We start from the raw sequence: 18,818 nt of genomic DNA, 5'->3' as shown, positions 1-18,818 counted from the left end.
GAATGCGGCGGTTCAGCCACCATCATTGTTGAATGACCCACCGCATTCGCGAGCAAGCCCGCTCCCACAGGGTTCTCGGTGTTCTTTCCAGCGGGTGGCAACGCCGGCATCGAGGCCGAACAGATCGAGCACTCTGCCGAGGCTGTGATCGACCATCTGCGCCAGGCTTTCGGGCCGGGCATAAAACGCTGGAACTGGGGGCGCGATGATTCCGCCCATCTCGGTCACGGCGGTCATGTTGCGCAGGTGGGCGAGGGTCAGCGGGGTTTCGCGGGCCATCAGCACCAAGGTGCGGCGTTCCTTGAGGGTGACGTCGGCGGCGCGGCCGATCAGCCCGGAGGAGGTGCCGGTGGCGATCTCCGCCAGGGTGCGCATCGAACACGGCGCGACCACCATGCCCAGGCAGCGAAACGAACCGCTGGCGATCCCGGCCGCGACGTCATCGGCGCGGTGGTAGTGGCTGGCAAGCGCAGTGACATCGGCCAGTTTGTAATCGGTCTCGTGGGCCATGGTCAGCAGCGCGGCGCGGCTGATGATCAGGTGGCTTTCGATATCCAGTTCGGCGAGCAATTGCAGCAGGCGCACGCCGTAGATGAAGCCGGACGCGCCGCTGATGCCAACCACCAGCCGCTGGCGGTTCACGATGCCAGCCCTTTGAGCAGTTGCCGGGCACGTTCGAGCACGTCCTGATCGAGCTGCGCCTTGATCCCGTCGAAGCCCGAGCCACGGGTGGCGTCCAGGCCCATGCGCGAAGTGGTGCCGTTGACCGAGGACGACGGATCCAGCGGGCTGCCGGGCAAGCCGTCGATCATGAACAGATCCAGATGCGGCTGGAAATGCGTGGCCAGCGCCCACAACACTTGGCTGTCGTCAGTAATGTCGATATCGCTGTCCACCGCGATCACGCTTTTCAGATAAGGATCCCAGCCGAGCAGGGCCAGCATGATTTGCCGCGCCTCACCGTCGCGGCTCTGATCCAGTGCCACGTAGCAATGAAAATGCGTGCCGGAGTTCGGGTAATGCACGGCGGTGACGGCGGGGAAACGCGCCTTTAGCTTTTCGCTCATTTCCGCTTCGCGCGGCAGCCGGGCGAGGGTCAGATGCTCGGCGTAGCGGCCGCCCATCACGTCCACCAGCCAGGCGTCCTTGCGCCGCAACAGGGTGTCGACGCGCAGCACGTTGTTGGTCGAGCGATCCGAGGAATAACCGCTGAACTCGCCGAACGGGCCTTCCTCGGCGTAGGCCGTCGGGTCGATGGCGCCTTCGAGGACGAACTCGGCGTATGCCGGGACGCCGATGCCATAGCGCGGGGTCTTGACCAGTTCCAGCGGTGCGCCGAACAAGCCGCCGGCGACGGCGCGTTCATCGCTGCCGTAGGGTAAACGCGCTGCCGCCGCGAGCATGAACAACGGATGTGCACCGACCACCATCGCCACGCGCAATTCTTCGCCGCGCTCACGGGCGGTCTGCAGCATCCGCCACAGGTGTCCGCGCGAGTGCAGGCTGGTCGCCAGGGACTGGCGGGCGTGGCGCATCGAGCGGTGATAGCTCATGTTGGCAATGCCGGTCTGCGGGTCCTCGGCGATGATGAGCGCGTTGGTGATGTACGGCCCGCGATCGCTGTCGAAGTGCTTGAGCATCGGCAGCAGCGCCAGATCCACGGCTTCGCCTTCGAACACTTCATCGAGCACCGGGCCGCTTTCCACGTAGCGCGGGGCGATGGGCTGGTTGGCGCGACGCTGGAAGGTTTCGTGCAGTTGTGCCGGGGTGACATCGAACAACCGGGCAATGCGGGTGCGGGAGGCGAACAGATTGGTCGCCACCGGCACCTTGAGGCCGCCGACGTTTTCGCAGATCAGCAGCGGATCGCGACCCTGTGCGGCGAGGGCATCGACCAGGGCGGTGATGTCCTGATCGGCAGAAACGGGTTGGGTGATGGTCAGCACATCGTCCGGGTACTCACGGCGATAGGCGTCGATGAACACGTGAAAATCCTGAGAATCGCCGAGCGTCGAACGGGTCATGGTTTCACCTCGTAAAAAGCAGGCACGCAGGGGTGAGAGTGCGTTCGATCGAGCAGCCGTTGGCCTGCCGGTCGAGGGAACGCCGGGTCATCTTCGTGCCTGTAAAGTCGCTGTGTAACTGTCGTAACACGGCCCCAATGTGGGAGCGGGCTTGCTCGCGAATGCGGTGGATCAGCCACCTTCATTGTTGAATGACGCACCGCTTTCGCGAGCAAGCCCGCTCCCACATGGATTGTGTGTGGCTACAAGTACGTGGTGGTCAGGCGTATATCCGCCTCAACCAGATCCTTCGGCGGTGGCGTCGGCTCGATCCCGCACAACCGGGCGATGTTGTTGCCCAGGTAGTCCTCCAGATGATCCTCATCGATGCCCAGACCTTGCGGCGCCGGTGAGCACAACACCTCCAGTTCGCGCAGCCACATGCCCGGTTCGTTCGGCGGCGAGTCGGTGCCGAACACGATCTTGTTGCGCGGCAGTTCCTTGGCGAACTCGACGATCCGCGACTGGAAGCACCAACCCGATTCGCAGTACACGTTCGGCGTGTCCATCGCCATCCAGAACGCCTCGAACGAGTAGTTGCCGCCGGTCTGGATGCCGAAGTGGCCGATGATGAAATTGACCATCGGGAACTCACGGATGATCGGGTAGAACATCGTCGGAATGGTGTACGGGCCGTCGCCGGTATGGATCAGCACCACGATGTTGTACTTGGCGCAGACTTTCATTGCCGGGCGCAACCAGTCCAGCGCCCGATCCGGGCGATAGCCGTGCATGTTGGCGTGCAGCTTGAGCATCTTGAAGCCGTATTCCTTGATGTGGAATTCCAGCTCCGCCGCACCGTTTTCCGGTCCCCAGCGCGGGTTGAAGTTGAAGTTGCCGATGAAGCGATCCGGGTACTTCACACAGAGTTCGGCGACGTACGACATGTAGTCACGCACGCCCTCGCGGCCCCGGCGGTTACCGTCGCGATAACCGGTGTTACCCGGTGGCGGCTGGATGAAACCCATGTCGATGCGGCGCGGCTTGCCGTTGATCATGTACGGGCCGTCCATCAGTTTGAGCATGCGCTCGCCGGTGAACGGTTCGCCGGTGTGGCGCCAGGCTTCGTCGACCAGATTGGTGGGGTGCAGATGGGTGTCGATGATCATCGGTTCAGCTCCTGGCCAGTTGCGTGGTGACGGGGCGCTTGAGTTGCGCCTCTGCTTCGGAAACGGAACGCGGCGGCGGGGTCGGTTCGAGGCCGATCATCCGCGCGGTGTTGTTGCCCAGGTATTCCTCGAGGGTGTCTTCGTCGAGGTTCATGCCTTGCGGCGGCTCGTGGCACAACACTTCGAGCAGGCGCAGCCACATGCCCGGTTCGTTCGGCGGGGTGTCGGTGCCGAACAGGATCTTGTGCGTTGGCAAGACCTTGGCGAACTCGACGATCCGCGATTGCAGGCACCAGCCCGATTCGCAGTAGACATTGGGCAGCTCCATCGCCCATTGCATGGGTTCGAACACGTAGACCCCGCCGGTCTGCACGCCGAAGTGGGCCATGATGAAATTCACGTTGGGGAATTCCTTGATCATCGGCACCCATTCCGACGGGATGCTGTACGGCCCGTCACCGGTGTGCAGCTTGACCGGGATGCCCAGTTCGGCGCATTTCTCGAAGCACGGGCGCACCCAGTCCAGTGCACGATCAGGCCGGTAGGCGTGCATATTGGCCTGCATCTGCACCATCTTGAAACCGTGCTCCTTGACGTAGCGCTCGATCGCCTCGACGCCGTTTTCCACGCCGCAGCGCGGGTTGTAGACGAAGCAGCCGATGAAACGATCGGGGTAGGTCTGCACCATTTTCAGGGTGTAGGCCATGTAGGCGTCGATGGATTCGCGGCCCGAGAGTTCGCCGTCGGTCCAGGTGTAAATGGTGTTGCCCTGCGGCGGCTGGATGAAGGCTTTGTCGATCCGGCGAGGTTTGCCGTTGACCATGTACGGGCCATCCATCATCTCCAGCAAACGCTCGCCGGTGAACGGGTCACCGTCATGCCTCCAGGCGAGGTCCACGAGATCCGTGGGATAGCAGCTGATATCGATGATCATTGAAGTCGATCTCCTGATAGCGGGGAAGGGAGCCTTGCGGCTCTCGGCATCCACGCCCCGGGCTATCGGCCATTTCTATGCGCAGCACTCGCGCATTCCCTCGCCTGTTCGCATCCGGCCCGGGTGGGTGGTTGCTGAGGGCGAGTATTGGAAGGCGGGGGAGGGTTCGTACAATATTAATTGGGTGGGGTGGTGATACTTCTGGGATATGGGCCTTGGATCAAGAGCCTTGCCCTCACCCTAGCCCTCTCCCGGAGGGAGAGGGAACCTACGGAGGTGTCTTTCGGTTTACATCGACCTGAAAGATCCAGTCGATTATGGATTCACAGCTGAGCTTTCACGTCGGCGTAATTCGTCAATATTCCCCAATCGGTCCCCTCTACCTCTGGGAGAGGGCTAGGGTGAGGGCAGCGTTCTCAAGCGTACACAGAGCCAACTGTTTGATGACCTCAACCACCGGCGCCACACGCTCGGCCTGCCCATGCGGCCAAACCGCATACAGGTTGTAATGCGCAGCAATCTGCGCCTCGTTCAACGCCACCAGCCGCCCACTGCGCAACGCATCGGCGGCGAGTAAACCGCGTACCAGCCCGGCACCAACCCCGGCCTCGGCAGCCGCAATCAGGTTCGCCGCATTATCGAAAATCACCCGCGCCGCTGGCTCTACCGGGGGCATTCCGGCCGCATCCAGCCACGGTATCCACGAGCGCCGCGTATAGCCCAACAGCGGCAATTCAAGAATCTGCGCCGGGCTCAGCGGCAACTGCAAACCATAGCGCTCAAGCAGCGCCGGTGAAGCCACCGCCAGCACCCGGTCGCCGCAGATCTGCGTCATCTCGCAGTCATCCCAATCGCCATAACCGTAACGCAACGCCAGATCCACCCGCTCGAAGCTGCTGCGATCACTGCGTGGCATCGACAGCAGCGTCACCTCGTAATCCGGAAGTCCGTCGAGCAACTCCGGCAGGCGCGGATTGAGCCAGCTCTGCGCCAGTTCACTGTCGACGTCCAGGGTCAGGCGCTGCGCCACGCTGCGGTTTTTCACCGAGGACAGGGCCCGGTCGATCTGCGCCAGCCCGTCCGCTAGCACGCTGGCAAACAACTGCCCGGCATCGGTGAGGTTGCTGCCGCCGCCCTCACGTACGAACAACGGCTGACCGATGAAATCTTCCAGTGCGCGAATCTGCTGGCTGATCGCGCTGTGCGTCAGGTCGAGCTTGCGCGCCGCGCTGGAGAAACTGCCGCTGCGCGCCGCTTGGATGAACGCGCTCATGGACTGCACCGACGGGTATCGCTTGTACATGTTGTTAGTCCTGCTTACACCGGTTGGCAGAAATCGTCGCTGGCCGCGTGTTGCGTGGGCTTCCAATAATCGGTCACCAGGCCCGCACAAAGACGGGCCGCTCTTTTGGAGCCTGACAATGATCGCATTCACGGTTAACGGCGAACGACGCGAGCTGGATGAGGCGTCCCCCTCCATGCCCTTGTTATGGGTACTGCGTGATCAACTGAAACTCACCGGCACCAAATTCGGCTGCGGCATGGGCCTGTGCGGTGCCTGCACCGTGCATCTGGACGGCGTCGCGGTGCGTTCCTGCCAGTTGCCGCTGGCCGCCGTCGCGGGTCACAGCATCACCACCATCGAAGGCTTGTCGCCGAACGAAAGCCATCCGCTGCAACTGGCCTGGGTCGCCGAAGATGTGCCGCAATGCGGCTACTGTCAATCCGGGCAGATCATGTCCGCCGCCGCGCTGCTCAACACCGGCGCGGCGGTGACTGACGATTCGATCCGCAATGCGATGACCGGCAATATCTGCCGTTGCGGCACTTACGGGCGGATCAACAAAGCGATCAAACGTGCGGCGAATGCGCCGAAGGAGGCGTGATGAGCCTGCGCGACGACACCTTGATCGAACCGTCACGCCGGGTGTTTCTCAAGCAGGCAGCGACGGTCGCTTCGGGCCTGGCGATTGCCTTGTACCTGCCATCCGGCAGCGCCGCCAGCGACCCGAAAGCTCCGGCGCCGGCCACCGAATTCGAGCCCAACGCCTGGGTGCGGATCTTCCCCGACGGCACAGTGAAACTGGTGGTGCACAAACACGATTCCGGCACCGGCACGCAAACGGCGTTGGCCGCGTGTGTGGCCGAAGAGCTGGATGTGAACCCGATGACCGTGCAGGTCATCACCCCGGAAGATCCGTTCTTCGACACCTACATTCACCCGGTCTGGAAAGTCTTTTCCACCGGCGGCAGCACCAGTGTGTCGCTGGAATACGAGCGCCTGCGTATGGCCGGGGCCACAGCGCGGGCGTTGTTGATCGCCGCTGCGGCGAAGCAATGGAAAGTCAGCCCCGACAGCTGCAGCACCGAAGAAGGTCGGGTGGTTCATCTGCCCAGCAAACGCAGCCTCGGCTATGGCGAACTGGTCGGCGTGGCGGCGCATTTGCCGGCGCCGGCCAGTGTCACGCTGAAGGATCCGACGCAGTTCAAATACATCGGCAAACTGCGGCACAAGCGCGATGCCGCGGCCAAGGTTTGCGGACGGTTCAAGTACAGCATCGACGTGCAGTTGCCGGGGATGCTGGTGGCGGTGATTCAGCGGGCGCCGGTGGTCGGGGCGAAAGTCGTCAGCGTGGATTCGGCGGCGGCATTGCAGGTGCCGGGCGTGCGCCAGGTGCTTGCAGTCCCCGGGCGCCCGGACGTGCTCGGCGGCAATCTGGAAGGCGTCGCGGTGCTGGCCGAGACGTTCTGGGCGGCGCAGCAGGGGCGCAAGCTGTTGGAGATCAAATGGAGCGATTCGCCGCTGGCCGGGTTCGACAGCGCGGAACTGGCCAAGGCCCAGGCTGCCGCTATTTCCGACCCGAACAGCCAAACCATCAAAGCCATGACGCATGGCGATGTCGGCGCGCAATGGCCGCACGCGGCGCAACTGATCGAAGCCGATTACCGCATGCCGTACAAGGCGCAGAACCCGCTCGAGCCAATCTGCATCACCGCGCACGTGCAGGACAGCGCGATCACCTATTGGGGCGGCGTGCAGGTGCCATCGTCAGCTCTGGAAGCCGCGCAAACCGTGTGTGGCATCGCCAAGGACAAAGTCACCATCAACGAACTGGTATCCGGCGGCAGCTTCGGCGCGCGGGAGGCCAAATACTGGTTGTTCGAGGTGGCGTATCTGGCGCAACAGATCGGCGTGCCGGTGAAGTTACTCAACAGCCGCGAAGACGAAATGCACGCACTGTTCAATCACCCGGCGACGCTGCACCGGGTCAGAGGCGCGCTGGATGCCCAAGGCAAACTCAACGCACTGCAACTGCACGCGGTGTCACCGGCCTCGCCGGAGCAGTGGGAGCCGGGCTATTTCGAACGCCCGGATCACATGGATTACAGCACTACCGAAGCGATCACCGCGTGGGACTTCGCCTACCGTCCGCCGCACCTGGAGTTGAACTGGGTCAAGCACGAAAGCCATGTGCCCAGCGGCTGGTATCGCTCGGTGAGCTTTATTCCAAACGTGTTTGCCGTCGAGAGCTTCATGGACGAACTGGCCCATGCGGCAGGCGCGGATCCGCTGGCGTTCCGTCTGGCCAACATGCAGGAGCGGCCACGGCATGTGGCGGTGCTGAAACAGGCTGCCGAACGCGCCGGATGGGGCCAGCCGTTACCGCCCGGCACTGCGTTGGGCATTGCGACCAATCAGGGTTACAGCAGTTTTATTGCGGTGGTGGCGCGGGTCGCGATGGTCGATGGCAAGCCGAAAGTGGAGAAGCTGACCTGCGTGGTCGATTGCGGTCTGGCGGTGTCGCCGGGCGGGGTCGAGGAGCAGATCTACGGCGGCCTGATGTGGGGTCTTGGTCATGCGTTGTTTGATCGCCTCGACATTCAACAGGGCAGGGTGGTGCAGAGCAATTTCCACGATTATCGCGTGACCCGGATGTCGGACATGCCGGCCACCGACATCGTGGTGCTGGATGGCGAGCCGGGCAAGCCCGGTGGCGTAGGCGAGTTGGGCAGTCCGTCGGTGGCGCCGGCGATTGCCAACGCCTTGTTTGCGCTGACCGGCGTGCGCCAGCGCTCAACGCCGCTGAGTCTGGGGTAAGCGCCATGGACCTGCGTCTGCTGCGGTACTTCATGGCCCTGGCCGATGAGCTGCATTTCGGTCGGGCGGCGGAGCGTTTGCACATCTGCCAGCCACCGCTGAGCCAGCAGATTCGCCTGCTGGAGGAGGAGCTGGGCACGCCGTTGTTCGAGCGCAGTCACCACCGGGTCGAACTGACAGCGGCGGGGCAGATGCTCAAGGAGCAGGCGCCGCTGGTGTTCGAACAACTGGAACGGGCGCTGGACCTGACGCGCCAGACCGGGCGCGGGCAGCTTGGCGAGCTGGAAATCGGCATGATCAGCTCGGTGATGGTCGGCGTGCTGCCCAGAGCCCTGCACCTGTTTCGCGAGCGCTATCCGCAGGTGAACTGGCGCCTGCATGAAATGACCCCGGCGGCGCAGGTCAAGGCGTTGAAGGAAAAACGTATCGACGCCTGCGTGTTTCGCGTGGGTTATGACGATCCGTTGCTGCGCAACGAGTTGTTGATCTACGAGCCGATTCATGTGGTGATGCCGGCCGATCATCCGCTGGCCAGCCGCGAGCTTCTGGCCCCGGCGGATCTGGCACAGGAACCGTTTGTCGCGCTGGAACTGAAGCAGTCGCGGTTCGCCAACTTCCTTTATCAGTGCTGCATCCAGGCCGGTTTCACCCCGCAGATCCGTCAGCAGGTGATCGAGGTGCAGACCTTGCTCAGTCTGGTGCGCGCCGGTTTCGGGGTGGCGCTGCTGCCTGCTTCTATCGAGCAGTTGGCCCCGGCTGGGTTGCTGTTTCGCAAGCTGACACCGGCGCTGCCGGAGGTGCCGTTGTATGCGACTTACCGGGCGGATGATGCCTCGCCGGTGCTCAAGCTGTTTCTCGATACGTTGCGGGAGTTGGTGGAAACTTCAGATCACCATTGATCCCCTGTAGGAGTGAGCCTGCTCGCGATAGCAGTGTGTCAGTCAGAGTTGATGTGGCTGACAGACCGCTATCGCGAGCAGGCTCACTCCTACAGGGATTTGTGGTGTTGTTGAAGAGTTCGGCACGATCGCGAACGCCTGCGGTCGTAATCTTCACACGCGAATTCCCTGTGGAGATCCAATGAGCCAGGAAGTCCTGACCACTGAAACCAACCGTCGCCAGTTGCAGCAGATCATCGCCGGGCTGTCCGACGGGGTGATTCTGCTGGAGCTCGATCAGAGCATCCTCTGGGCCAATGAGGCGGCGCTGGCGATGCACGGTGTCAGCCGGATCGGTGAGCTGGGCACTAATGCCGATGAGTATGCCAAGCGCTTCAGCCTGCGCTATCGCAACAATCATACGGTGCCCCCGGAACACTACCCGATCAGCCGCGCGGCACGCTGCGAAGCCTTCAACGACGTGCTGATCGAAGTGTCAGCCGTGAATGATCCCGAGCACGTCTGGGTGCACAGCGTGCGCAGCATGATCCTGACTGATCGCGAAGGGCAGCCGGAGTCACTGGTGCTGATCATGAGCGACGTCACCGATTGGGCGAACGCCGAGCAGCGCTTCGAAAAGACCTTCAATGCCAACCCGGCGCCGGCGGTGATCTGCCGCCTCAGCGATTTGCGCTACATCAAGGTCAATCCGGGGTTTCTGGAGATGACCGGTTACACCCGCGAGCAGGTGATCGGCACCTCGGCCTATGAAATCGACATCTTCGAGCAGGCCGAGCAAAAGGATCTGGCGATCCAGCGCCTGCGCGATGTGGCGACCATTCCGCAGATGCAGGCTCAACTGCGCCTGCCCGATGGCGGCAGCAAGCAAGTGATCGTCGCCGGGCAGCCTCTGGTGCTCAATGATGAGGATTGCATGCTGTTTTCCTTCGTCGACATGGAGCTGCGCCACAAGGCCGAAGTTGCGCTGCGTCAGAGTGAAGAGCGCTTTGCCAAGGCGTTCCGCCTGACTCCGGTGCCGATTCTGATCTGCACCGCCGACGAACAGCAGGTGATCGATGTCAATCAGGCGTTCCTCGACACCCTGGCGTACGAGAATGACGACGTCGTCGGCAAAACCGTGACGCAGCTGAATTTCATTGACGACGATGGTGCGCGGGCCCGACTGCTGACCGCCTTGGCGAAAAGCGGACGAGTGGATCGGGTCGATGTGCGGGTGCGCAAGAAGGACGCGGATCTGCTGGAGTGCGCGGTGTCTGCGGACACCGTGAATATTCAGGACACGCCGTGCTATCTGCTGGTGCTGATGGACATCACCGAGCGCAAGCGCACCGAGCTGGAGCTGGTGGCGGCGATTGAAGAGGTGATGAAAGACGCTTCGTGGTTCAGCCGGACGCTGATCGAAAAACTGGCCAATGTGAAGAAGGTCAACTCGCCGCAACTGCCGAGCGTATCGTTCACTGACCTGACGGCGCGTGAGCGCGACGTGCTGGGGCTGATCTGCGAAGGCCTGGCTGACAAGGAGATCGCCGCCCGCCTGAAACTCGCGCCGAACACCGTGCGCAATCATGTGGCGACGGTGTATTCCAAGCTTGATGTACACAGTCGCAGCGAGGCGATTGTCTGGGCGCGGGAGCGTGGTCTGTTTTCTGGCGAGCGCGGCGCGAAGGGTCAGCGGTAGGTGCAAATGCACTAGCTGATGCGGTGCAAATGCAGGTTCTGGTGAGATAGGGCAGTTCTTAGTCTGTTGGGGTGCGATACGAGCCTGTTTGGCTTGGGATCGTCTCCCTTCGAAACAGCTAAAGGAACAGGCTCCATGATGAATCTTGCGCAGTTGCGCGCCAGCCTCGAACAGAGTTTTTCGCCATTGGCGTGCGAGTGTTCAGTGGATGGGGATCATTCGCTGACGGTGAAGTTGTATCACCCGGATTCGGGGCAGGTGGATCTGGTGATCAGTGGGTTGAAGCTCAATGCGTTGCGTACGCCGGAGGCTGTGGCGGCGTTGGTTGATGAGTTGCGGTATGAGTTGGAGAGCAATTCTTTGCGGGCTGCTCGGGATCCGGATATGGCCTAGGGTTTTGGTGTTGGTTTGTTTTGGGTGTATATCCGTTGCTGCGGTAACGGCCACTTAGGGTTCCGCCCTTACGGCGGGTCACTTTTTCCAGACGCCGAAAAAGTAACCAAAAAGGCTTTACCCTGACGTTCGGCCCTCGCTTAGGCTCGGGTTCCTTCGCTGCGGGATTCATCCGGGGGGCAGCGCCTACGGTTTGCTTCGCTGCACCTCCTCTCGCTGTGTTTGGCTGCGCCAAACGGTCGCTGCGCTCCCACCCCCGGACAAATCCCTCCACTCAGCCTGCCGACGGGCCCTCAGATCAAAAGCGGTACTCGAGCTAACGCTCATTGTGTTGAGTGGGGCGGCTTCGCCGCATGGGGGGCTCGCTCTCTGAATTGCAGGAGTCAGCCTGCTGGCGATGGCGGCCTGACAGCCGACCAATTTTTTGCTGATGCACCCGGCCCAACTGTGGGAGCGGGCTTGCTCGCGAAGGCGGCCTGACAGCTGACCCATTTCAGTCAGGAATACTCAACCCCTGTGGGAGCTGGCTTGCCAGCGATGGCGGTCTTCCAGTCAAAAAAATTCTTGTTGATGTACCCCTCCCACACAGATTTACTCCCCGCAAAATCGACAGCCAATTCTCTTATCCCCCTCCATTTCACTGGCGCTTACAGGGTGGTCGGCTATAAAGAATGAGTGGTCAGGTCTTCCGTCATCCGCGGTATTCGTGCGCGATTGCGGAAGTGGCTCTTCCATTCATCGCGGGTCGTCCTATGAATAATCCTGGGAAACGCGTGTATCTGCCGTTGTCGCTGGCTTTCTCTGTCGCGCTATTGAGCGGCTGCGCCAGTCCTCCGCCACCGCCTCCTGCTGCACCGCCACCACCGCCGGTGCGTACCTGTCAGACCCTGGAAAACACTCAGGTGTCGGGCGATATGTATGTTGACGAGCAGGTCACCCGGCATATCACCACCACCCGGTGTGTCACGCAGTAGTGCTGTGGGGGTGCTTGCCGGTGCACTTTGTCAGGCCATTACCCAAAGTCACTGTCTTACGGATAACCCCTGTGGGAGCGGGCTTGCTCGCGAATGCGGTGTGTCATTCAAGGCAATGCTGCCTGACACTCCGACTTCGCGAGCAAGCCCGCTCCCACAGGGTTGTCAGAGAGATCAGGACAGGAACCCACCGTCCACATTCAGCGAAACCCCGGTGGTGTAGCTCGATGCATCACTTGCCAGATACAGCACCGCCCCGGCCATTTCACTCGGATCGGCCACGCGCTTGAGCGGGATCTGCGTCAGTGCCTGCTTGAGGATCGCGTCATTCTTCACCAAGGCCGAAGCGAATTTGGTGTCGGTCAGGCCCGGCAGCAAGGCGTTGCAGCGGATGCCGAATTGCGCGCATTCCTTGGCGAAGACTTTGGTCATGTTGATCACGGCGGCCTTGGTCACCGAGTAGATGCCCTGGAACACGCCCGGTGAAATCCCGTTGATCGAGGCGACGTTGATGATGCTGCCGCCACCGTTTTCGCGCATCAGCTTGCCGGCTTCCACCGACATGAAGAAGTAGCCACGGATGTTCACGTCGACAGTCTTCTGGAACGCACCCAGATCGGTGTCCAGCACGTTGCAGAACTGCGGGTTGGTCGCCGCGTTGTTCACCAGAATATCGAGGCGACCGAACTGTTCCTTGATCCCGGCGAAGACCTGGCTGATCTGTTCCATTTCACCAATGTGGCAGGCCACGGCGGTGGCCTTGCCGCCGGCGGCAATGATCGCGTCGGCGACGTGCTGGCAGCCTTCGAGCTTGCGGCTCGAGACGATCACGTGGGCGCCTTGCTGGGCCAGCAGTTTGGCGATGGCTTCACCGATGCCACGGCTGGCGCCGGAGACGAATGCGATTTTGCCGTCGAGGTCGAACAACTGAGTCTTGGACATAAAGGTTCCTTGGTGTGGGCCGTCAGAGGCTCGATTTCGCAATGACCTGCAGGCTCATGTGCTCCAGCAGTTTGTTCATGTGAATGAACTGCGCGAAGCGTTTGTCCTGGGTCTGGCCGTGGTAGAAGCGGTAGTAGATCTGCTGCACGATGCCGGCCAGACGGAACAGGCCGTAGGTGTAGTAGAAGTCGAAATTGTCGATCTGGATGCCCGAGCGTTCGGCGTAGTAATCGACGAATTCGCGTCGAGTCAGCATGCCCGGGGCGTGGCTCGGCTGGCGGCGCATCAGTTGCACCGGTGCCGGATCATCGGCCTGAATCCAGTAGGCGAGGGTGTTGCCCAGATCCATCAGCGGATCGCCGAGGGTGGTCAGTTCCCAGTCAAGCACGCCGATGATCTGCATCGGGTTGTTCGGGTCGAGGATCACGTTGTCGAAGCGATAGTCGTTGTGGACGATGCTTGAGGTCGGATGGTCGGCCGGCATGTTGTCGTTGAGCCAGGCTTTGACTTTCTCCCAATGCGGCGCGTCCGGGGTCAGGGCTTTTTCGTAACGTTCGCTCCAGCCTTTGATCTGGCGGGCGACATAGCCTTCAGGTTTGCCCAGATCGCCGAGGCCGCAGGCGTTGTAGTCAACCCGGTGCAGTTCGACGAAACCGTCGATGAAGCTCTTGCACAGTGCTTCAGTCTTGGCCGCATCAAGGCCCAGTTCTGGCGGCAGGTCGGAGCGCAGGATGATGCCCTTGACCCGTTCCATCACATAGAACTCGGCGCCGATCACTGACTCGTCGGTGCAGTGCACGTAGGCTTTCGGGCAGTAGGGGAAACCATCTCGCAGTTGATTGAGGATGCGGAATTCGCGGCCCATGTCGTGGGCGGATTTGGCCTTGTGGCCGAACGGCGGCCGGCGCAGCACGAACTCCTGCTGCGGGTACTCCAGAAGGTAAGTCAGGTTCGACGCACCGCCGGGGAACTGGCTGATCTGCGGCGTGCCGGTCAGCCCCGGAATGTGCCTCTTCAAGTACGGATCGATCAGGCTGGCATCGAGTTCTTCGCCAGAGCGGATCCGGGTGGACTGGTCAGTAAGCGCCATGCTTATCCCTTCTGCTTATTTTGGAGGCCAGACATCATTGGCTAATCTAATGGCGCACTCGGGCGGCCACAAGCGCGCAGCGGTCTTATAGGTTAGCGTGTTGCAGGATAATCAGCGTTTCGAATAGGTACGGCAGCAGGGCGCTGCCGGCTCTTTTCAATGCACGCGCTGGTTGTTGAGCCTGGGGGGCAGGGCGATGGGCGTCAGCACCGGTTGCCCTGAGAAGAACGCCACGAGGTTTTTTCCCACCAGTTCCACCGTGCCTTGGGTGGCCTCGGGTGACAGGCCGGCCACGTGCGGCGTGAGAATCACATTGCTCAGGGTTTTCAGCGCATCCGGCACCTGCGGTTCGTGATCGAACACGTCCAGTGCGGCGCCCGCAATTCGCCGTTGCTCAAGGGCGCTGATCAGCTCAGTGGTGGCGATCACACTGGCCCGCGCGATGTTGACGATGAAACCGTTCGGGCCAAGGGCGTCGAGCACCGGGCGAGTCACCAGATGCTGGGTGCCAATCCCGCCCGGCGTGGCGACGATCAGAAAGTCCGAGGCCCGCGCCAGTTCGGTCGGCGTCGAGCAGAACGTAAAGGGCACATCACTGCGCAACTGACGGTTGTGGTAACTGATCTGCATGTCGAAACCGAGGTGAGCACGTTTGGCAATCGCCATGCCCACCGCGCCCAGGCCGAGAATGCCCAGGCGTTTATTGGCCAGCGACGGGCGCATGATCTTCGGCCATTCACCCCGGCGCACCGCCGCGTCGCAGCGCGGAATGTCGCGCACCAGCGCCAACAGCATCGCCATCGCATGATCGGCCACCGACGAGGCGTTGACCCCGGCACCATTGGTCACGGTGATCCCGCGATCGCTGGCAGCCTGCAGGTCAACGTGTTCATAACCGGCGCCGATCACGGTGATGATTTTCAGCGCCGGCAGGGCGGCGATTTCCTCAGCGGTCAGTCCCAGCGGGCCACGGGTCAGCACCGCGTCGATCCGTGCGCCGTGGCTGGCGATGGCTTGCGCACGTTCGGCAGGGGTTGGTGCGAGGATCAGATGAAAGCCCTGATGCTCGAGAATCGGCAAATAGTCATTGATGGTTTCAACCAGTACCAGAACGGTGGCGGGCATTGCGCGGCTCCTGTGATCTATGACGGTGTGGTCGCGAAAGTCGTGTCAGAGTGCTGATTCCAGAGCGGTTTGGCAATGGTGGCCGCAGCCCCGCTTCAGCCAGTGTAGGAGCTGAAACGGGGAGCGCGCGGGCGCTTCGTCAGAAGCTCACGTCGGCGCTGTTGATCAGCCGCGTAAATGCCCCGCCGAGGGTGGCGTTATGGTGCTCGATAATGATGTGGGCGGGTAATGCGGGGGTGTCCATGCAAGTGTGGGCGTCGGCCACCAGCAACGGTTTGAAGCCCAGATCAGCAGCGGCGCGGCAGGTGGCGTCGACGCAGAACTGGGTTTTCATGCCGACCAGGTACAGGTCGTCAATCTGATTAGTGTTGAGTTGCTGCGCCAGATCGGTGCCATGGAAGGCGTTGGGTCGGGACTTGTCGAACACGTGGTCGGACTCGGCATTCAGGTCAAGTTCCGGCAGCAATTGCCAGAAGGGGCTGCCGGCGGCAATCGGCGAACCTGTCGGGCCGGTGTGGCGTACGGCGTAGATCGGCACGTGTTGCAGGCGTGCCTGGTGGATCAGCTGCTGGATGTTGGCGAGCACACGTTCGCCGTCGTGGGGTTTTTCCGGGCCATGGAACAGACCGACCTGCATATCGATGATCAACAATGCTGCGGACATGATGTTTCTCCTTGAGGGCTGCAAGTGCCGCACGGACGGGAGAAACAGCAAGGCCCCGTCCATTGCTGGCGGGGCCTTGGGTTCACTGCGCTGGATTCACCTCAGGCAGCAACACCACGACCCGCCGGTGGCGGTCGTGGTGGTACGGGTGAGGTGCAGCGGGCGAAGGTTCATGCCGCCGATCATGCTGGCGGCGGCGAAGGGCTGTCAACTGGCGTATTGAGCGATGCCGTTGCCGAACGACCAATTCTCCTTTTTGACTTCCACCAGATTGATGAACACGTCTTCCATGCGAATGCCCAGTTGGGTGTTCAGGCTGTGCGCGATGGTCTGGTACAGGGCTTTTTTCTGCTCCAGCGTCCGGCCTTCATTGAGGGTGATCTGGATGATCACCAACCGATCGCTGCGCTGTATGCCCAGGTACTGCGGGTCGAAGATGAAATGCTCGCCGTCGTGCTCGTTGAGGATCTGGAAATTATCGTGTTCCGGCACATTGATGGTGCTGCGCATGGCGGCGTAGATCTGCTCGCCGATGCGTTTGGCGAAGGTGGGGTCAGAGTGTTTTTTGATTTCGACGCGGACGAGGGGCATGGGCAGAGACTCCGTGAGGCAGGGGACTGATCTCACGCTAGAACATGTCGGCCAGATTGAAAGTGTAGGGTGATGAACTCGCTGCTGTTTTTGTACGAGGCTACCTACGTTTTTCGCGGATTTTGCCTACGAATTTGGCGGATGCGTCTGCTACCGGAATGGTGATGAACGCGAAATCATGGAGGCACAAAGTAGCTTGGGCAGTGACTACCAACAGCCAAGGAAGGCAAATGCTTCAAAACAATCGAGAACACCTGGAACTCGAAAGGATAATGAGTGAAATACGGAAACTGGCGGCCGAGAGAAAAAAGCTTATAGCGGAAGAAAAGAAGTTGAGGTGGGATACGTATTTTTATCCGTTTGCGGTAGTCACTGGGGTGTTGACCGCAACAGCAGCCGTAGTAGGACTTTCACTCAAGTTTTAAGTGTTCGCGTTTGTACCATTCAGACCCCTCTCTAAAAAAGGAAATCACCATGAGTACATTTGACCGTCAGGCCATGATTGAACGGGCAGATCGAGAATACGATGAGGACGTTGAAAAAATGCGCATTAAAAACAAGGGCGATATGTACCCAATCTGGGGAATGCTGGTGTTCGGCCTGTTTTGCATGTCACTCGGATTCATGCTGGCTCGATCCATCTGATCAAGTCTTGCCGGTGGAATTGTCGCTGAAACTTGCCGGAAAACGACATCTCACGTATCCGGAGCCGACAGCTATTTTCCCGAAAACGACAACCCGCTGATCTGCTCCGTACAACCATTCCTCAGCTAAGTCTTTGCTTCTGCTCATTTATCGCGGAGAATCGCGCCCCTGTTTCGGCCGGAGCATGTCTGTCGGTTTTTTCCGACGCGTCCTGACCGAGTGGCAAGTGACCGGAATGCGGAGATCCGACCGGATGAATGATCAGGCCAATAGCGTCGACGCACGCTATGAAGCGGCAGCACCAGCTGAACTGTCGAGCTGGAATCGCCATGACACCACGTGGATGTTGGGACTGTTCGGGACGGCCATTGGCGCCGGTACCCTGTTTTTGCCGATCAACGCGGGTCTGGGTGGCTTCTGGCCGCTGGTGATCCTCGCGCTGCTGGCCTTCCCGATGACATTCTTCGCTCACCGCGGCCTGACCCGCTTCGTGCTCTCCGGTCGCGAAGGCGCCGACATCACCGAGGTGGTCGAGCAGCATTTCGGCATCAAGGCCGGCGCGCTGATCACCCTGCTGTACTTCTTCGCCATCTTCCCGATCCTGCTGATCTACAGCGTCGGCCTGACCAACACGGTCGCCAGCTTCCTCGAACACCAACTGCACATCACGCCGCCGCCGCGCGCGCTGCTGTCGTTCGTGCTGATCCTCGGCCTGCTGGCCGTGGTGCGTTGCGGCGAGCAGGCGATCGTCAAGGCGATGAGCCTGATGGTGTATCCGTTCATCGTCGCGTTGCTGTTCCTCGCGGTGTACCTGATTCCGCACTGGAATGGCGGCATTCTCACCACCGCTTCGCAAGTGCCGGCACCGTCGGCACTGCTGCACACACTGTGGCTGGCGATTCCGGTGATGGTGTTCTCGTTCAACCACTCGCCGATCATCTCGGCCTTCGCGGTGGATCAGAAGCGTCGTTACGGTGCCAATGCGGAGCAGCGCAGCTCGCAGATCCTCTGCCGCGCCCACCTGCTGATGGTGGTGATGGTGCTGTTCTTCGTCTTCAGTTGCGTGCTGACCCTGTCGCCGGAACAACTGGCCGAAGCCAAGGCGCAGAATCTGTCGATCCTGTCGTACCTGGCCAACCACTTCAGCAACCCGGCCATCGCCTTTGCGGCGCCGTTAATTGCCTTTGTGGCGATTTCCAAGTCGTTCCTCGGCCACTACATCGGTGCCAGCGAAGGCCTCAAGGGCCTGATCGTCAAGAGCGGCAAGCGTCCGGGCGCCAAAGCGCTGGATCGTATCGTGGCGGCGTTCATGCTGGTGGTGTGCTGGATCGTTGCAACCCTGAACCCGAGCATTCTCGGGATGATCGAGGCCGTTGGCGGTCCGGTGATTGCGGCGATCCTGTTCCTGATGCCGATGTACGCGATTCGTAAAGTACCGGCGATGGCGCGCTATCGCGGTCAGGCGTCGAACGTATTCGTTACCCTGGTCGGTCTGGTGGCCATTTCGGCGGTGATTTATTCGCTGACGGCGTAAGCCAAAGCGCCAGAGACTCAGCTACAGTGGCCGCTGTGCGTGATACGCACAGCGGCTTTTTTTCGTCTGGAGACAGTG

General features: G+C 61.1%; 18 protein-coding genes. 8 read left to right on the top strand and 10 right to left on the bottom strand.

Annotated features, from left to right (window positions below):
• Window positions 1–12 precede the first annotated feature (12 nt).
• From J1G18_RS14710 to J1G18_RS14690, 5 genes are all read right to left on the bottom strand, one after another.
• Window positions 13–642 carry a UbiX family flavin prenyltransferase gene (locus J1G18_RS14710; protein ID WP_134786077.1) on the bottom strand — a complete coding sequence of 210 codons (630 nt, stop codon included), beginning with the start codon at window positions 640–642 and terminating at the stop codon, window positions 13–15.
• Window positions 639–2,024 carry a UbiD family decarboxylase gene (locus J1G18_RS14705; protein WP_223007964.1) on the bottom strand — a complete coding sequence of 462 codons (1,386 nt, stop codon included), beginning with the start codon at window positions 2,022–2,024 and terminating at the stop codon, window positions 639–641. The genes J1G18_RS14710 and J1G18_RS14705 overlap by 4 nt, the downstream gene beginning before the upstream one ends.
• 242 nt (window positions 2,025–2,266) lie before the next feature.
• Complete coding sequence (locus J1G18_RS14700) at window positions 2,267–3,172, bottom strand: amidohydrolase family protein (protein ID WP_003224037.1); 906 nt, start codon at window positions 3,170–3,172, stop codon at window positions 2,267–2,269.
• 4 nt (window positions 3,173–3,176) lie between these two features.
• On the bottom strand, window positions 3,177–4,106 hold the full coding sequence (locus tag J1G18_RS14695) for an amidohydrolase family protein (protein WP_223007963.1): 930 nt from the start codon (window positions 4,104–4,106) through the stop codon (window positions 3,177–3,179).
• 379 nt (window positions 4,107–4,485) lie between these two features.
• On the bottom strand, window positions 4,486–5,409 hold the full coding sequence (locus J1G18_RS14690) for a LysR substrate-binding domain-containing protein (RefSeq protein WP_223007962.1): 924 nt from the start codon (window positions 5,407–5,409) through the stop codon (window positions 4,486–4,488).
• Window positions 5,410–5,527: 118 nt separating this feature from the next.
• Here J1G18_RS14690 and J1G18_RS14685 point away from each other — a divergent pair, with 118 nt between their 5' ends.
• From J1G18_RS14685 to J1G18_RS14660, 6 genes are all read left to right on the top strand, one after another.
• Window positions 5,528–5,992: a (2Fe-2S)-binding protein gene (locus tag J1G18_RS14685; protein WP_096795926.1), complete on the top strand. Its 465-nt coding sequence runs from the start codon at window positions 5,528–5,530 to the stop codon at window positions 5,990–5,992.
• Window positions 5,992–8,205 carry a xanthine dehydrogenase family protein molybdopterin-binding subunit gene (locus tag J1G18_RS14680; RefSeq protein ID WP_223007961.1) on the top strand — a complete coding sequence of 738 codons (2,214 nt, stop codon included), beginning with the start codon at window positions 5,992–5,994 and terminating at the stop codon, window positions 8,203–8,205. Before J1G18_RS14685 ends, J1G18_RS14680 begins: the two co-directional genes overlap by 1 nt.
• Window positions 8,206–8,210: 5 nt before the next feature.
• Window positions 8,211–9,104: a LysR substrate-binding domain-containing protein gene (locus J1G18_RS14675; protein WP_223007960.1), complete on the top strand. Its 894-nt coding sequence runs from the start codon at window positions 8,211–8,213 to the stop codon at window positions 9,102–9,104.
• Window positions 9,105–9,285: 181 nt separating this feature from the next.
• A complete protein-coding gene (locus tag J1G18_RS14670; protein WP_223007959.1) occupies window positions 9,286–10,782 on the top strand; it encodes a helix-turn-helix transcriptional regulator in 1,497 nt (498 codons plus the stop codon).
• Between the two features lie 135 nt (window positions 10,783–10,917).
• Entirely contained in the window at window positions 10,918–11,175 is a 258-nt protein-coding gene (locus tag J1G18_RS14665; RefSeq protein WP_027613184.1) for a DUF1652 domain-containing protein, read from the top strand.
• A gap of 752 nt (window positions 11,176–11,927) precedes the next feature.
• A complete protein-coding gene (locus J1G18_RS14660; protein WP_045122399.1) occupies window positions 11,928–12,149 on the top strand; it encodes a hypothetical protein in 222 nt (73 codons plus the stop codon).
• Between the two features lie 174 nt (window positions 12,150–12,323).
• On the opposite strand, the gene J1G18_RS14655 is transcribed toward J1G18_RS14660, so the two are convergent.
• From J1G18_RS14655 to J1G18_RS14635, 5 genes are all read right to left on the bottom strand, one after another.
• Window positions 12,324–13,091, bottom strand: coding sequence for an SDR family oxidoreductase (locus J1G18_RS14655; RefSeq protein ID WP_007965755.1), 768 nt, complete (start codon window positions 13,089–13,091; stop codon window positions 12,324–12,326).
• Between the two features lie 22 nt (window positions 13,092–13,113).
• Window positions 13,114–14,181, bottom strand: coding sequence for a phosphotransferase family protein (locus J1G18_RS14650; protein ID WP_223007958.1), 1,068 nt, complete (start codon window positions 14,179–14,181; stop codon window positions 13,114–13,116).
• Window positions 14,182–14,337: 156 nt separating this feature from the next.
• Window positions 14,338–15,306 carry a 2-hydroxyacid dehydrogenase gene (locus J1G18_RS14645; protein WP_223007957.1) on the bottom strand — a complete coding sequence of 323 codons (969 nt, stop codon included), beginning with the start codon at window positions 15,304–15,306 and terminating at the stop codon, window positions 14,338–14,340.
• A 139-nt stretch (window positions 15,307–15,445) separates the two neighbouring features.
• A complete protein-coding gene (locus J1G18_RS14640; protein ID WP_135295508.1) occupies window positions 15,446–15,970 on the bottom strand; it encodes a cysteine hydrolase family protein in 525 nt (174 codons plus the stop codon).
• Window positions 15,971–16,177: 207 nt separating this feature from the next.
• Window positions 16,178–16,561, bottom strand: coding sequence for a tautomerase family protein (locus J1G18_RS14635; protein ID WP_103367856.1), 384 nt, complete (start codon window positions 16,559–16,561; stop codon window positions 16,178–16,180).
• 474 nt (window positions 16,562–17,035) lie between these two features.
• Between J1G18_RS14635 and J1G18_RS14630 the strand changes: the two genes are divergently transcribed.
• Window positions 17,036–17,206 (top strand): hypothetical protein, encoded by a 171-nt coding sequence (locus tag J1G18_RS14630; RefSeq protein ID WP_167734122.1) that lies wholly within the window; start codon window positions 17,036–17,038, stop codon window positions 17,204–17,206.
• 253 nt (window positions 17,207–17,459) lie between these two features.
• Window positions 17,460–18,740: an HAAAP family serine/threonine permease gene (locus J1G18_RS14625; RefSeq protein ID WP_027613177.1), complete on the top strand. Its 1,281-nt coding sequence runs from the start codon at window positions 17,460–17,462 to the stop codon at window positions 18,738–18,740.
• Window positions 18,741–18,818 lie beyond the last annotated feature (78 nt).

Source organism: Pseudomonas sp. MIS38 (assembly GCF_019891575.1).
Lineage (GTDB): Bacteria > Pseudomonadota > Gammaproteobacteria > Pseudomonadales > Pseudomonadaceae > Aquipseudomonas > Aquipseudomonas putida_A.
Note: the sequence above shows the minus strand (reverse complement) of the source record. Positions and strands in the feature narration are given on the sequence as shown.